Source organism: Achromobacter marplatensis, assembly GCF_049060505.1.
Taxonomy (GTDB): Bacteria; Pseudomonadota; Gammaproteobacteria; order Burkholderiales; family Burkholderiaceae_B; genus Achromobacter; species Achromobacter marplatensis_A.
Window position 1 is genome coordinate 428,561 of sequence record NZ_JBMGRB010000001.1, and the last position, 15,455, is coordinate 444,015.

The window sequence follows — 15,455 nt, forward strand, 5'->3', positions numbered from 1 at the left end:
CGTGCAGTACGCCCAGGAGATTCGCATGGCGAATTCAACCGGCAGGGCAGGCAGGGCGGAATCGGACGATCAAGGCCACGGGCGGTTCGCCGCACTGGCCACGTCATTCGCGCTTGAGCAACTGGACGCCGCCGAACAGCGTATCTTGGCTTTACTTGGCGCCTCCGTCCTGAACCACTGGAGCGCGCTGCCTCACGGCACGAGGCAACGCCTCATGAGCCATGCGGCCGGGCAAACCGAATTCAATTCTCCGCAGGTGAAGGCGCAGATCGCGCGCTTCATGGCGGACGGCGTCAGCTTCCGCCTTGGGGACGCGCCGCCGGTCAGTATGCGGCCGGGCATCACGCGCGGGGTGCGCGACGACGATGACTTCGTCGACCGCGCCAAGACGGCCTACAAGCAGGACGGCGGGGCCGCGGAACCCGCGCACTACAGCCACATCAACGAATTTGACGGCAAGCGTGTCGTTGTCTTGCGCAACAAGCGCGGTGTGCTTGCCGTATACGAAGACGTGGAGGGCCAGGTAACGCGCCTGGCTCACTGGCCCGTAGCCTGGGTGTGAGGCGGCCCGCCGGGTGCTTCATCGGCGAGCCGGCCATTGCCCCAAGGCGCATCCTGCCCTACAGCCCGAACGCCTGCTTCTCTTCTCCCGTCAGTTTTGCCGACTGCGCTGCCGTCAGCGCGCCGTCACCCACGACCTGCACCATATTGTTGGGCCGGTAGGCCGGGATATCCGCGGCCTGGCCGTCTTTGGGCGCCACCGTCGACGTACCTGAAGCCGATTCCTCGCCGAATCCCAGGATCTGCACGTTGATGATCGACGGCAGGTTCTGGCGCGCCTGGTTCTGCGCGCGCTGCGCCGAGTCCTGGGCGGCGTTGGCGGCAGAGGTGGCGGCGCTGCTGGCCGAGGTCAGCGCACCGGTATTGACGCTGGGGGCGGCCGGGATGCCGGCGCTTTCGCCTTGCGTCTTGATGTTGGCGGCATTCAGCACGGATTGCGCGCCAATGTAGACGTTGCCCGACACGCGGATGCCGGCTTCGCCCGCGTCGATGGTTCCCAGCGGTGCGTAAAGATCGACGTCGCCGGCAAGCACTTCCGCCAGCGGCGCCAGTGTCGCGATGCCGGCGCCGCTGGCGGGCGCAGCGGGTGACAGGGTGATGTTGCCGACCGCGTCGTAGACCCGGCGCGGCGGGGTGTAGACCACCGTGGTCTTGGATCCGCGGCCGGCGTTGATGTCACCCTGCGCCGACCACGCCAGGATGTTGCCGCCGAATGTCGTCATGACGCGGCTCTGGCCCAGCAGGATGCTGTCTGCCGCGTACAGCTGGATGTCGCCACGGCCTTGCGTCAGGACGCCGGCGGTGGCGGGAGGCGCGGTGCCTTCCACACCGTAGATTTGCGCGCCGCCCGGCGTCAACACCTGGATACCGCCGCCACTGCGGGTCTGCAGGCCCGCGCCGCCGTACATCGTGACGCTGCCGCCACCGGCTTGCGCCGCGCCCGCAGCGGGCTGTCCCGGGAACAGCGCGGCGATGGCTTGCCGGCCGCGCAGATAGCTGCCTTCGCGCGGACCGGCCTTGTCGCCATACTCGCGGCCGCCGGCGCGCAATTCGGCAAAATAGACCTGGCGTGCGAAGACCCGTTGCTGCTCGGACGGCAGCGCATTGAAGAAGGCGCGGGCGTCGTCGGTGCTGCCGGCGAAGCCGTAGGCCTGGGTCAGCCACAGCAGCAGTTCGGCCTCATAGGTCCTGAACGGCTTGCCCTGGTCCGTTAGCGGCAGACCAGGATCGGCGACGTCGGCGCCCAGATAGTGGCGCAGGAAGCCGGCATAGTCGGCACCTTGAGCGCCCAGCCCGCTTTGCAGCACGATGCTGGCACCGGGGCGCGTGTCGCCGCGGACGACTGGCCCCAGGCTGACGACGGCGGCTTTGTCTTCCATCAGGATATTGCGGCCCGCGCTAAGCTCCAGCGTGCCGGGACCGGCCACGGTGAAGCTGCCGTAAAGGATGTCGCGGCCGGCCTGCACGACCGACACGTCGTTCGCATCGCCATGCACGAAAAGGTTGTCGGTGTACTGATATGGGATGGGCGTGGACAACGCATCGGCGGGCCCCAACGGGCTGCCGCTGCCGACGATGTCCCGGCCGGCGATCATGCGTACCGGACCGCCCGCGGCGTACCAGTCGGTGCCGGTCACGACATTGCCGTTGTCCGTCAGCTGGATCAGCCGGCCGCTGCTGACGCCGACGAGATCACCGTCCTTCGCATAGAAGCGCGACGGCGCCACGACGCCTGACGTGGCGGCCGACAACGACCCGAAGGCGAACAACACGTTGTCGCGATAGGCACCGTCCCTGGACAGGTTGGTGGGGCCCCAGATGATGTTGCTGCTTTCGGCCGCCTTCACCTTTCCGGCAAAAGCCGGGCGGTAGATCGATGCCAACGCGCCGGGATCGGCGCTGGTGCGGCCAAAGGAGGTGTTGCCGCCATAGAGCGAGTGGCCGGCCAGCAAGTCCAGGCGGGACAGGGCACCGGGCGCCAGGGCGATCGTATTGTTGTACTGGATATCTCCCTGAGCGGCCACCGACGAGAACTGCGACGGGTAGATGACGATGCCGTCATTGTCGTTGCCGGCCCTGTGTACCGGCGCCAGGTTGCCGCCCGCGCTGAACAGGTCGATGGCGGTATTGGGCGTCCACAGCGAAAACCAGCTGTCGGAACCGTAGACGCCCAGTGTGCCGTCCGCCTGGGTATATGGCATGGACACGGGCAGGAGCACGCGGCCGGGGTCCCTGGCCGCCTGGATAACGAGGTCTCCCAGGCTCTGCAGCTGGAATGCACTGTCTCCCGGCGTCAGCGTCAACGCCCCCGCAGGCTCGTAGGTGCTGGCCTGGAAGCGGTCCAGCGCGCGCGTGTCGCGTGCCGCACGAATGTTGTAGATGGGGTACATCCGCCCCATCGAGGCGGCTTGCAGCAGTGTCTGGCCGCGCAAGTTGGTGACCGCGCCTGAGGCTTCATAGGGGCTGGGCAGCGCAGGATTCAAGCTGCCGCCGACCCGCAGGATGATGTCGCCGCCCCCTGTCAGCGCCAACGTGCCGTCGGCCATCACGCGGCCCGTGCTGGCCACGGCCAGCGTCAAGGCCTGGCTGCGCGGGTTGATCTGGCGTTCCTGGAAACTGATGGGGTGCGAGGTGATGATGCCCGCGTCGCCGCGCACGTCGATGTCCAGGTTGCCGCCGCCGAGCGTGCCGAAGCCGGTGAAGCCACGCAATTCATCCGCCTGGTCTGACGCGCTGGAGGTATAGGTGCCGAAGTTCAGCCACCATGCAGTGGGCTGTGCCTGGCCTATCGCTGCGTCGCCGCTGCCCTGGCGCCACAGCCAGTTTCCGACCAGGTCGGAGGAGTAGCCGGTCGAGCGGGTCAATGGCCGCCCGTACGAAGCCACGGATGCCGTCATCAGATCGCCGGTCAGGCTGGCGCCGGCACGCAGCGTCACGTTGCCGCCGCCATCCGGATACCAGGCCCGGTAGACGCTTTGCGGCCCGCCATCCACAAAGGCTTCAAAGCCCTTGCTCGGGTCGCGCAGCACCGTGCCGTCGGGATTGATCAGGCGCGGCTGGTTATAGGGGTCGCCCGCGTAGGTGCCCGTGGATGACGTGCCCGCGGTGTAGACGCCGTACAGCGACTGCATGCGCAAGCTGCCGCCCGCCAGCAGATCCAGGTCGCCGGTGCCGGTACGCAGCACGCTGAAGCGCGGGGTGGCAGGCGCGGGGATGTAGTTGTTCGCGCCGCTTGCGGCGCAGTACTCGGGGAGTTCGGCGCACAGGGCGCCGGCATTCGGATAGCCGAACGTGTCGCGGACGAAAGCATCATCGATGACCTGGCCGACCAGTTCCGGCATGCCGACGTCGTCGGCGACCAGTTGCGTCCAGACGAAGTTGCCGGGGCCATCAAAGCCATACATGCCGTAGTGGCTGTCGGCCAGCACCAGGTCCCCCCGCTTGGCGCCTTCCTTCGTCGTGAACTGCGTGGTCCGCGTATCGGCCGCGCCCAGGTCGGCGCCGCTGGCCAGCCGCATTGACCAGGATTGCGAACCTTCGGGCAGCATGGGCGCTACCGCCCACACCTGGCCCTGGGCGCCGTCGACGCGCGGGCGCAGATCGACATATTCCACGCCCGGTTCCAGTTTCACGTTGGTGCCCGATGGGATCAGTGCGCCGCGCGGCAGGGCGACGGCAGCCGCCAGATTCGCGTTGCGGGGCAGAGGAACCCCCGCAGGCCAGGTGACGGCGCCAAGGAAGGCAGTGCTTGTCAAACGCGTGCCGGCGCCGAGCGCCATCCCCGCAGGCAGCGTCAGCGTTTGGCGCAGCACGGTGCCGGCTGCGTGCGCCACCGTGCCGTCGGGGTTGAGGATGGGCGCCGATAGCACGGTGCCGGCGGGAAGCGTCAGCGCCTGGGCCAAGGGGGCGGTAACGGGCAGGACGGAATTTTCGAGAAGCGTGGCGCCTTGCAGCGTCAAGTCGTAATTCAGCGTGACACCGACCGGGAACGCCGTACCGGCGGCCAGCACCACGCCGGCGTGGGGCGTGATCATGTCACCGCCGGTGAAGTCCCGGCCTGGCAGCAGGCGCCAGCCGTTCACGTCCTGCTTGACCTCTGGAGGCGGCGCGAAGCCGTCGTTGATGCTGCCGTGGATCTGCAGGTCCCCACCGGCACGGATGACCAGAGTGCCCACTTCCCCCGAGCCGTAGACGCCCGGCCGCAGCGGCGTATGCGGGTTCAGGCTGGCGTAGCGGAAACCGGACAGGTCAAGGTCGCCTTGCACCACCAGATTGCCGTCTGCGGTGGCGCTGCGGATCTCAACGCCGGGGCGCAGGTGCAGGGCGTCGCCATAGACGAGCAAGCCGGCCAGCCTGCCGTTGATCAGATTGCCGTTGGACCGGGCCCGGTTGATGAAGGCGACGCTGTCGCCATGCAGGCGGGTCAGGTAGGCCTGGTCGATGATCTGGTAGGGCTTGCCGTCCGCCGTCGTTTCGGTCCCTGGCGCTGCGTCCGTGTAGACCCAGACGCCATTGACCGCGATGCTGCGCGCGCCGCGGATGTCCAGGGGCCCGCGCGCGTCGATGTCGATGTCGCCGCCAGTCGCCCCACCCAGACGCGGCGCATTCAGCGCCAGCGTGCCTCGCGGGAGGCCGTCATGGCGGGGCGCACCCGTGCCGGCGCGCACATCGATGACCGCGCCTGCGTCCATCCGCAACTGGCCATTGCCCGAATTCAGTTCCACGATGGCGCGGTTGGGCGCGTCAATGATCTTGCCGTAGCTGTCCACGCGCAGCGCCGTGCCGTGCGCATCCAGCACTGCGGTGGACGCCAGGCGCAGTCCATCGCGCGCGGCCAGGCGGATGCTGCCCACGCCATCGCCACTGGCGTCAATGCGGCCGGTCACGGTCAGGCTGCCGGCATCGACCGAAATATTCACATTGCGGGCACGTACCTCGTCGCCGATGGCAAGGTTGCCGCGCTTGAGCTGGAAGCTGCGGCCGCCGAAGACTTGGCCTTCGTTCAGGCGCTGGTTCAGCGCCGTAAAGTCCACTTGCTGCGCTCGGATATCCGCTTCGCCAAAGGCGTAGGGGACCAGGGTGCCGCCCGCGTCATACCTGCCCGAAGCCATGCCCAGAGTGCGGCCTTGCAGGTCCACGCGGCCAGCGTCCTCAGCCAGCGCCACGGCGGTCAGGCGGCCGGCGCGGTTGTGTTGGGCCGAGACGTCGATGGTGCTGCCCGCCGCTTGCGTGATGTCGCCTTGGCGGCTGTGGAGGCTGACGTCGCCGCCCCAGCTGTATTTTGTGATGTCGTCGAATGGTACAGGCCGGCCAGCTACGTCCAGATGCGCGCCAGGGCCGAGGATCAAGGCGTTGTCCGCGCTTGCGCTTAGCTTGCCGGTGGGCAGCGCGATGCGGCCGTTGATATTCAGCGTGCCGGCGTCCAGCGCCAGTTCCGCACCCAGTCCGCGCGCGTCGGGGGCCGAGGCGCTTGCCGGCGGGCTGTCGAGGTTGATCGCGGCGCCCGCCTTGATCCGATTGATGGAGCCGGACTCGCCCGTCAGCAGGGGCGTCGACAGATTCAGGGTGCCGCCGCTGTAGCGCCAGCCGGACGCGGCATCGAAAGCCCCGCGCGACTGGTACACGGCCAGGCTGCCTTGATGATTGGCGGTGATGCGGTCGCTGGCGGTCAGGTTGATGTTGGCAAAACCCAAGGCCAGACGGGCATTGTCCAGTTCGCCCAACGGCTGGGTATAGGGCCCATACCCGAACTCGATGCGCTCGGCCTGGATATTGAGCGTGCCGCTGCCGGAGCCCGCCCCGTTATCGATCACGCCGACGGGCGGCGCGATCGATCCGTTCCAGATCAGGTTGCCCGCGCGCAGCGTGGCCACGTCGCCCGCCTGGCCATACCCGTAGATGGCCGGCGCCGTCAGCGCCAGGGTTTGCAGGCGCGACTTGCCGGTGGCGGGATCGGTCGTGTCCAGCGTGACGGTTTCGAAGAAGTTGAATGAGTCGCTGACGGCCAGGGTCAGCATCTCGAGCGCCGGCGCGCCGAAGCGCTGGTCGCCCGCCATCAGACGATTCAGCAGCGTCTGGTCCAGGCTAAGCCCTGCGCCAAGCGCGCCGCGGGTGGCTGCGGCCGCCAGGGCCTGTTCGCTGCCGGCGTTGACGGCGCCCACGGCCAGCGTGAGGTAGCGTGCGCCGTAGCCGGCAGCACTACCCAGCTCGAAGGTCTTGTTGGTGACGGCCGCCAGCGTGCCTTCGGTATACAACAGGGCTTCCCCGACGCAGGTAGCGCCGCAGACGCCAATGCGGATGGGACCGGCGCCTTTGGGTTCCTGGTCGGCGGTGGGAGGAAGCATGTTGATCCAACCGTTGGACAAGGCCAGGAGGCTGCTGGAGGATGCCCCATAGGTGTAGCCGGCAGTGGAATCAAAAGGCGCTTTGCCGCGGCCGATGGTGTTGATCGAGGCCCCGCGTTCGAGGGTGATGCCGGTGGCCAGGCCGCTGGTCACCAGGAAGACTTCGGCCGCCGAGAGCGACGCGCCCTCGCGCAGGACCACGGAGTTGAAGTGGGTGCGGGCGTAACCGAAGTCGACGGTATTGCTGTTGTTGGCATAGTCCACATTGGGGACGGCGCCCAGCACGAGGCGGGGCGCGCCCAGCGCGCTGAGCTGGGCGGAATCCAGCGATAAGCCCTCGAAGCCCGCACTGCGCCCCGCGCCCGGAGCGGTGACCTCTAGATGCCCTGCTTTGTCATTGCTGGACGAGACGGCGAACGTGCCGCCGTAGCCGGCTGCCGCGGCGGAAAAGTCGACCTGGCCCGCGAATGAAAAGGCCTGGCCTTCGGCGCCGCTCGCCAGATACGCCCGCAACGTGCGTGCGTCCGCGGGCAACATGGCGCGCGGAATGCCGCGGCGCGCGCCGTCGGCCTGCACGAAGGCGGCGTAGTCCATCTCGTTGTATTGCGAGTACTGGCGCAGGACGTCGCCGGATGTGATCAACAGCTGCTTGGGCGTCGCCGTGGCGAGGTTCGTGCCGGCGGTACCGACGTTGCCCGCGATGGACCAGGAGCCGTTGCGCAGCGGTATCGCACCCGAAGCGGCGGCGCTCGAAGCCAGCCCGTTGACTTCCACGCGGAATGCGCCTGGCATCAGGGCATAGGTCGAGGGCATCAGCGTATAGGTGCCGGCGGGCAGGCCGGGCACCCCGTTTCCGATCGTGACTTGCTGCCCGATCTGCGGCTTCTGGCTTCCGTCGGGCGTGGTGGGCGCCACGGGCGCCTGCACGCCGGGCACCAGCGCGTAGACGGGATTGGTGGCCAGGCCCGGCAGGGTGAAGCCCGCACCCTTGGCATTGATCTGCACCAGCGGGTTGAATCGCGCGTCGGTGGAGCCGCCCCGGCCCGTCACGAAGCCGGCGCCCAACAAGCGGCCGCCGCCGGACAGGTCCAGCATGGCGTTGCCGTCCACCCGAACCTCTTCGCCGGCCAGCTGAATGCCGCTGCTCAAGTCGCCGCCGAGCGTGGCGGCGCCTGCGCCGATCAACACGATGTTCTGCCCGGCGTATTGATAGGTCACGCCGTCGACGGTGCCGCCATAGGGCATGACCAGCCCCTGGCCGCTGACGGACGTGACGCTGCCCGGCAAGAGATTGACGCGGGAGGTTGTGCCGGTGGTATCCGCCACCCCCATTTCCACCAGTCCGAGCGGCGCCCGCACCACGCCGCCCTGGTCGATGATGTCGGCGGCCAGCCGCAGCTTGCCGAACGCGCTGTACGGAAGGGGGGGAAGGGCGTCGTTATTGCGGCGGATGGTAAGCGTGCGGCCGGCTTCGTAGCCGCTGACGCCGTCGCGAGAGCCGTTCGGACCGACCACGATTCGCGTCACCGCTCCCGTGTCCGGATAGATCTGCGCGGCGGTCAGGTTGAGATTGCCCGGGGCAGCAAGCTGCGTGGTGTAGGGCTGGTTGGCCAGCGCAACCTGCGTGCCCCGGCCGCCCAGCACCCGTATGTCGCTCTGGCTGCGCAGGTCGGTCTGGATGAAGCCGGTGCCGACGTAGCTGGCATCGCCATTCGGCGCCCGCTGCGTGGTCAGCGCGCCCAGCTGTACCAGGTCGCGGATATCGACGAAGCCGGCATCCGCCGTGAAGGTGGATTCGCTGATGCGCGTGGACGGAGCAAGCGAGGATGACGGGCGGGTGTACAAGTCGGGCGCGCCATTGTCGGTGGCGCCTGCCAGCATCACATAGGGGGCGGCCAGCCGCACCCGGGCGGCGGTGGGCGCGGCTTCCGTCATGTTGAGCGACGTGCTGAACAGGCGCAGGCTTTGGCCCATGCGCAGGTCGACGTCGCCCGCGAAACTGATGGCGCCGTTGCTCAGCAGGTTCAGGCTGCCGAACCCCCCGTCTTCCACCTGCGCAACGCTTAGGCCGCCGTGCCCATAGACAAGCGCGTCCGCCGCGGCCTGCGCGTCGGCAAAGCCGGCCAAGTCGTCGGGCAGGGCCTGTTGCGACAGGCGCAGATCGCGTCCTTTGTTCACTCGGGCGGTCATCGCCGCCGTACGGTAGACCGGCGCATCCAGGCCGATGGACAGGGTGCCGCCGGGCGCGCCGCTGCCGCCTGCAAGGGCGGTCATGCGGCCATCCAGGTACAGACCGTTGCCGGAGCTGACGGCGATGTTGCCGCCAGCGCCCGCCAACATCGTCGGCACGCCATTGATCAGTACCGTGGCAGTGCTGCCTGAGGCGTCCAGGCGGCTGCCTGGGCGCGACACGATGAACAGGTCGGGAGACGGCGAGACGCCCAGCGATACGTCCACCTGGCTGCCCAGCACGATGCTGCCGCCGTCCTGCACGCGGCCATATGCCTGGCCTTGATGGTTGAAGGCGGTGGCGGCGCGGCCCGCGGCGTCCAGTACGGCCGTTTCGCCCAGCCAGATGGAACGGCCGTGCCCGGCCGCGATGGCGTCGTCCGTCGACCCGGGGCGTATGCCCCGGACCGCGATGGCGCCGCCCCACGCGTTGAGTGTGCCCTCCAGGGTGATCTGCCCGACGCCGCTCAGATCGATCTTCTGCCCCGGGTCGACCTCGACGACGGCGCCGCTGCCCACGCGCAACATCGTGGTTTCCAAATCGTCAGCGGTCGACAGCGGAGATCCGGCCTGCAGGACCAGGCTGGCCCCTTTGCGTTGCGTCAGCACGCTTTTGACGGGATTTTCCTGGTAAAGCTCGGGCGTCAAGGTCTGCAAGGCTTGCGACTTGTCCAGGATGGCGCGGATGCCGGAGGCATGGCGCTGGACCGGCATCGTCACCCGCACTTGCGCGCCGTCGGCAACCTCCAGTCCGTGCAGGCCAATCACCTCATATTGCGAAAAGCCCATGTTGAAGGCGTCGTCGGACAGGACGGAGACCTTGGTCCCCGCCGCTTCCGCGAATGCCGCGTTGACCTGACTTGCCGCGACGATGCGCACCTTGTCTGCTTGTAATGACAGCTTTCCGCCGCCGTCCACGCCCTGCGCCGCTATCGTTCCTTCCTGGCTGAGGGCGGCATCAAGCCCCGCCATCAGCGTGACGTCGCCGCCTTTGCCGCCCAGGGTCTTGCCATTGGCCAGCACTGCGCCGCCGCCAGACACGTCCACGGCGCTGCCCGCAGCCAGCGTTACACCGTGGGTACTGCGCAGCGATACGCTGCCGCCCTGCCGATAGGCCAGTTCACCGGACGTGGCGGGCTTGGCAAGCAGATTGCTCCACAGGCCGCCGGTGTCCAACACCGCGCCCGCGGCGACCGTCACGCCCGTCGTTCCCCCGGCGGGGGCAAGGACCGGGGTGTCTTCGTTGCGGCCGTTGGCGTTCCATTGCTTGACGATATTGCCGGCCACGATTCGCCCGCCCGCCGTACTGACGCTGGCGTTGATATCGACCTGGGGCGCATACAGCACCACGCTTGCGCCCGGCGCGGCGTGCACGGCCTGATCCACCGCGATCCCTTCGGACCCGGCCAGTCGGATGGCGCCCAGATTGGCGGCATTAAGCCAGGCGGCATCCAACCGGATCAGGCCGTCGCCGGCTGTGCCTGTGCCTGCCGTCACCTGGTTGGCGACACCGCCCAGCGTCCAGGCCAGCATGTTGGTGCCGGCATCGAAAATCGGCGTATAGCTTCCCACGGTCAACTGCGCGCGGCGCGCGACGGCCGTCTGCGATTGGTAGTAGCCGTCCATGTCCCATTGCGGTGCGTCGATCTGGCGCGCGCCCTGGTATACCTCGCCCGTCAATGTGCCCGCCAGTTGGGCGGCATGGGTGGATACGATCAACTGGCCGGCATCGCGGCCCACGGTGTAGCCGTTTTCAAAGCGCGTTTTTGGGGCGATCAGCGGGTTGTAGAACGTGCGCGTGGCCTTGTCTCCCCAACGGGCGTGGGTGTCTTCATACCCCTTGTACAGGCCGGCGTAAAGCAGGTCGCCGGGCGCTCGCGAGACCTCGTACAGGCGGCCGTCGGTGCCGCGCAGCCAGCTTTGGCGGATATCGCCGGCCTGCACGTCCAGCGTGCCGCCCGACAGGTTGATGTCGGAGCCGGCCTGCGTGACCAGTTCGCCGCCGGTGAAAGTGGCCGTGCCGCCTTGCGCCAGCCATTGGCCGGCGCCGTGTTCCGTGGTGGCCAGGTAACCGCCCACTTCCAGCAGGCCGCCGCTGGTGTACCAGCGGTCGCCGATGTAGCCATGGGTGCCGCTGGCAACCTTCACCAGCGTGCGGCGGTCCACCCACACGTCGCTGTTGTTCAGCAGCTTGCTGTCGCGGTTGACCGGCGCGTCGCGCTGCTCGTTGCCCTGCACGTTGATTTGCAGGTTGTTCGATTCCATCGACACGCTGACACCGATGGCGCCCGCCACATCCAGTTCGGCGCCGTTTTCCAACACGGTCTGCCGCTTGGCCGAAACGGCGATCTGCCCGCCGGTGGCCAAGGTGACCGAGCCTCCCTGGAAGGACGCCAGATCACCTGTGACCACCTCGATGCGCGACAGGTCCATGCGGTCGGCGACCGTGCTCAGATGATCGAAGGCGCCGGTGGCCTTGTTGGTGGCGGAGCCGTCCAGCGTCTTGATGGCGGCTTGGCGCTGACCGTCCAGGCCGGTCACGGCCGAGGCTTCCAGCAGCACGGCCGTGACGCTGTCCGCGCCCAGCGTCACGCTGCCTGCCGTGTCGCTGGCTCGGTTCAGCAGATGAATGGCGCCGCGCGCGCCGATGTCGGTCGTGGCGATCAGTACGCCATCCTGGCGCACGGCGTGGCCCATCATCGTGATGTCGCCGACGGGGGCGCTGATCAACCCGGTGTTGCGCACCTGTCCTGCCTGGCTGCCGGTGTTGAGTGTGGTGCCGACTTCCAGGCCCTGCGTCGTGGACTTGGGATTGCCGTCGGTGCCGTAGCCGCGGCGGATGATGAAATCGTCGCCCGCGGCCAGCATGGCCTGGCCGCGCGGCGTGATGAGCGTGCCAGCGTTGTGGACGTTGCTGCCCAGCAGCAGCACGTAGCCGCCGCCCTTGGTCGCGGTCGTGGGCACGGCCGTGTCGATGCGCGCGCCGGCCTGCACTTGCACGTCGCCCAGCGCGTCCTTGAACGTGGGCAGCGTGCCGTCCTTATCCACGAACAAGCCTCGTTCGCGGAACTGTTCGTCGCTGATGGTGGCCGCCGCGGCCACCAGATTGCGGGCGTTGACCTGGCTGGTGCCGCTGAAGATCACGCCGTTCTGGTTCACGACCAGCACCGTGCCGTCGGCTTTGATCGCGCCTTGAATCTGGCTGGGCCTGGCACTGGCGCCGACCACGCGGTTCAGGACTGCATCGCTGGCGGCCTGCTTGAATTGCACCGTGGTATTGCGGCCGACGTTGAAGGTGTCCCAGTTCAGGATCGCGCGCGGCTGCGTCTGCTCGATCGTGACCGTATGCTTGCCGCTGCTTGACGATGACGTGGCAGCCTTGGCGCCTTCCCACCGGGCCAGCTCGCCCTGGGCTTCCCATAATCCGCCTTCGGTCCGGCCGTCGGGCACCTCGGCGCCATTGGCCGCCGCAGCCGCGCGCGCGGCCGCTTGCGCGGCCTGCTGGGCGGCAACCGCTGCCGCGGCGCGATTCAGATTGTCCAGGGACTTCTGCAATTGCTGGCGAGATTGCGCCTGCTGTTTGGCGCCGTTGCCGATGCCCGCCATGCTGCCGTCGGGCATGCGGCCCGTGCGTTGAGCCGTCGACTGGACGGTGTTCTTGTCCGCGAACCAGCCGGGGCTGAACGCGCGCGTCTGCGCTTGCGCCGCACTGCTGGCGCTGCCCGCGATCGCCAGGGCCGTCATGGCCTGCGACAGCGGGCTAAGCCGCCATGCGGGCCGCAGGCCGGCGCGGCGGTCGCGGGACGAGCCGCGCCGGCCAAGGGGCGCCAGGGCGGGGGAGGGGACGAGGGGCGTAGCGGACGTAGACGAGGACATGGCGTGATTCAAGGATGTCGATGAAGGGCGGCAGTGACTAGGCCACCGTGCCCGCTTACTCATCTAGTCGAACGACGCCTTGGGACTCGGTACAGGAATCCGCGTGAATTTTTTATGACAAGCGCGTTTATCAACTCAGGAATACGACATCGCCCACCCGCCGCACGGACGCGCCATACAGCTGCCGGATCTGCGCGATGGCCTGATCCAGGTTCTTCACTTCATAGCGCGCGCTCAAGCGGTGGCGGGCCAGCGCATCGTTCATCAGCACCACGCGGCCCGGCCGGTAGCGGTTGATCTCTTCCACGGCCAGGTTGAGGGGCAGGTCATGGAAGCTGACGATGCCCGCGCGCCAGTCCGAGCTGATTTGCGCAATGGCGGCAGGCGCGCCCAGCATGGCGTCGTCATAACCCAGTTGCTGACCCGCTGGCAGCAGCAGCGTGGCATTGGCATGCGCCAGTTCCACCTGGCCGCTGTTGCAGCGCACGTGGACGCGGTCGCCGTGCAGCCGCCGCACTTCGATGTCGCCAGACGCCAGCCGCAGACGGGCGGCGCCGGCCCGCACCTCGCATGGCCGGCTTCCGGTGGACTGGATGGCCGCTTCGCCCGAGACCAGCTCGATGCGGGTTTGCATGCCCTCGCTTGAAACGTTGACGCTGGTTTGCGTGTTCAGCGCCAGCGTCACGTGCTGGCCATCAAGGGCGATGCGGCGTTGCTCGCCGGTCAAGGTGCGATAGTCCGCGCGGGCTTCGGCCAACGACGGCCAGAGGCCGAAGGGGGGGCGCAATAGCCCGACGGTGGCCAGGCTGGCGAAGGCCCCGGCGCCGCCTGCCAGGAACCACCGTCTGCCGGAGACGGCGGGCGCTGGCCGCTTGGGCGTCGGCGCGGGCCGGCTCGCGGCGTAGGCTTGCGTGATCTGCCCCAACTCCCGCCACGCGCGCGCCGCCTGCACCCAGGCGCGTTCATGAGCCGCGCTCTGCGCGCGCCAGGCCTTGAAGGCCCGGCCATCTTGCGTGGTAGGGGAGCCCGTCGCCAAGACGCGGACCCAGGCATGGGCCTCGCGCTCAAGGGCGGAATCGGAACGGGGGCCGGAGGGGCTGTCGGAATTCATGGGGACGTTTGCTTGCGCGGCCTTATCTGCCGTGCTGATACTTAGACGTTTTCAAACAGCAGGAACGGAACCCCGACGGCCGGAAATAAACACTTTCTTTCAATTATTCCTCCGTCGGCGTCATCGCACGGACGCAGTGCTCGTGCGCGGTCTGTAGTTCGCGCCCCACCAGCCGCACCGAGATACCCCAGCGTTTGGCCAGGTCCGACCGCGACAGCCCTTCGACGCGCGCGGCAAGCAGGATGTCCCGCTGGCGCGGCGTCAGCGCATCCAGCACCTGGAACATCCGGGTCAGGTCCGAGCGCGACTGCACCACCTCGGCCGGCCCGGGGCTGGCATCCGCCACGTCGAAGAATTCGCTGACTTCGCTTTCGCTCAGCAGCCGCACGTCTTGCCGGATGCGGTCGATGGCCACGTGCACGGCGGTATTGACCAGATAGGATTGCGGATGGCGCACGGCATCCAGGTCGTCCCGCACGGACAAGCGCAGGTAGGCGTCATGCAGCGCGTCGCCCGCCAGATCGGACGCGCCGCCTAGCCGGCGGGCCACCTGATGCTTGATGGCGTCGTAGCGGTCGACGATAAGACGCCGCAGCGCGGCCAGGCCGTTTCCGCTCATGGCGCGCAGCCGCCGTAGCGGCGCGCGGCCTCGGGCGTGATCAACAGGGTGGCGGGAAGCCCGAAGCCGGCCGGCGGGGCGCCGATGGGCACGCCGCTTAGCGCGTCCCGGATCGCCGGTTCCATGTCAGGGTGGCCGGTGGCGTGCACCTTCACGTCGGACAGCGCGTGGGCCGGGTCCAGGCTTACGCGCAACGCCACCCGGTAGTCGCCGGTGCGCAGGGCGGGCCGGGCGCACAGGGCGGCCAGCACCCGGCTCTGCAGGCGGCCATAGTATTGCTGGCGATCCGCGCGCGAGGCGGGCGGCGGGGGGGCGGCCGGCGTGCGCAATCGGGGCATCAGCATCAATGCCCGGGGCGCCGTGTAATGCGCCTGAAGGTCCGTTCCGGCCAGTAGCCGCGTCAGCGCTTCGCGAGCGGTGTAGCGGCCGGTCAGCGCGGGGGCGGTCTTGCCGGCCGCCTGCCCCGTGTCGTAAAGGACGGAATCGCCCGTCAGTTCGCCATACTGCTGCAAGGCGTCGTGCAACGGCTGGCGCGGCCAGTCGAAGACATACTCCGGAGTGGCCGCCTGCGGGGCGGCGTTCACGGGGAGTGACGCGGCAACGGCGGCGCCGACGGCCAGGGTGGCGACCATGTTGCGCAAGTGCCTCAGAAGAAAATCCAACGCAGACCGCCGTGAGGCAGCGAAAGAGCGGCCATGGTAATCGTCGAAGATTA

At 68.3% G+C, this 15,455-nt stretch carries 5 protein-coding genes; 1 reads left to right on the forward strand and 4 read right to left on the reverse strand.

The window, feature by feature from the left end; genetic code table 11:
• The first annotated feature begins 25 nt into the window (after positions 1 to 25).
• Positions 26 to 562, forward strand: a complete 537-nt coding sequence (locus ACI0FO_RS01985) for a hypothetical protein (protein ID WP_416023738.1) — start codon at positions 26 to 28, stop codon at positions 560 to 562.
• Between the two features lie 58 nt (positions 563 to 620).
• Here the strand turns inward: ACI0FO_RS01985 and ACI0FO_RS01990 are convergent, their stop codons facing one another.
• From ACI0FO_RS01990 to ACI0FO_RS02005, 4 genes are all read right to left on the reverse strand, one after another.
• Positions 621 to 13,010: a filamentous haemagglutinin family protein gene (locus ACI0FO_RS01990; protein WP_416023739.1), complete on the reverse strand. Its 12,390-nt coding sequence runs from the start codon at positions 13,008 to 13,010 to the stop codon at positions 621 to 623.
• Positions 13,011 to 13,140: 130 nt separating this feature from the next.
• On the reverse strand, positions 13,141 to 14,121 hold the full coding sequence (locus ACI0FO_RS01995; protein WP_416023741.1) for a FecR family protein: 981 nt from the start codon (positions 14,119 to 14,121) through the stop codon (positions 13,141 to 13,143).
• Between the two features lie 103 nt (positions 14,122 to 14,224).
• Complete coding sequence (locus ACI0FO_RS02000) at positions 14,225 to 14,740, reverse strand: RNA polymerase sigma factor (RefSeq protein ID WP_416023743.1); 516 nt, start codon at positions 14,738 to 14,740, stop codon at positions 14,225 to 14,227.
• On the reverse strand, positions 14,737 to 15,372 hold the full coding sequence (locus ACI0FO_RS02005; protein WP_146120995.1) for an STN domain-containing protein: 636 nt from the start codon (positions 15,370 to 15,372) through the stop codon (positions 14,737 to 14,739). The genes ACI0FO_RS02000 and ACI0FO_RS02005 overlap by 4 nt, the downstream gene beginning before the upstream one ends.
• Positions 15,373 to 15,455: the final 83 nt, after the last annotated feature.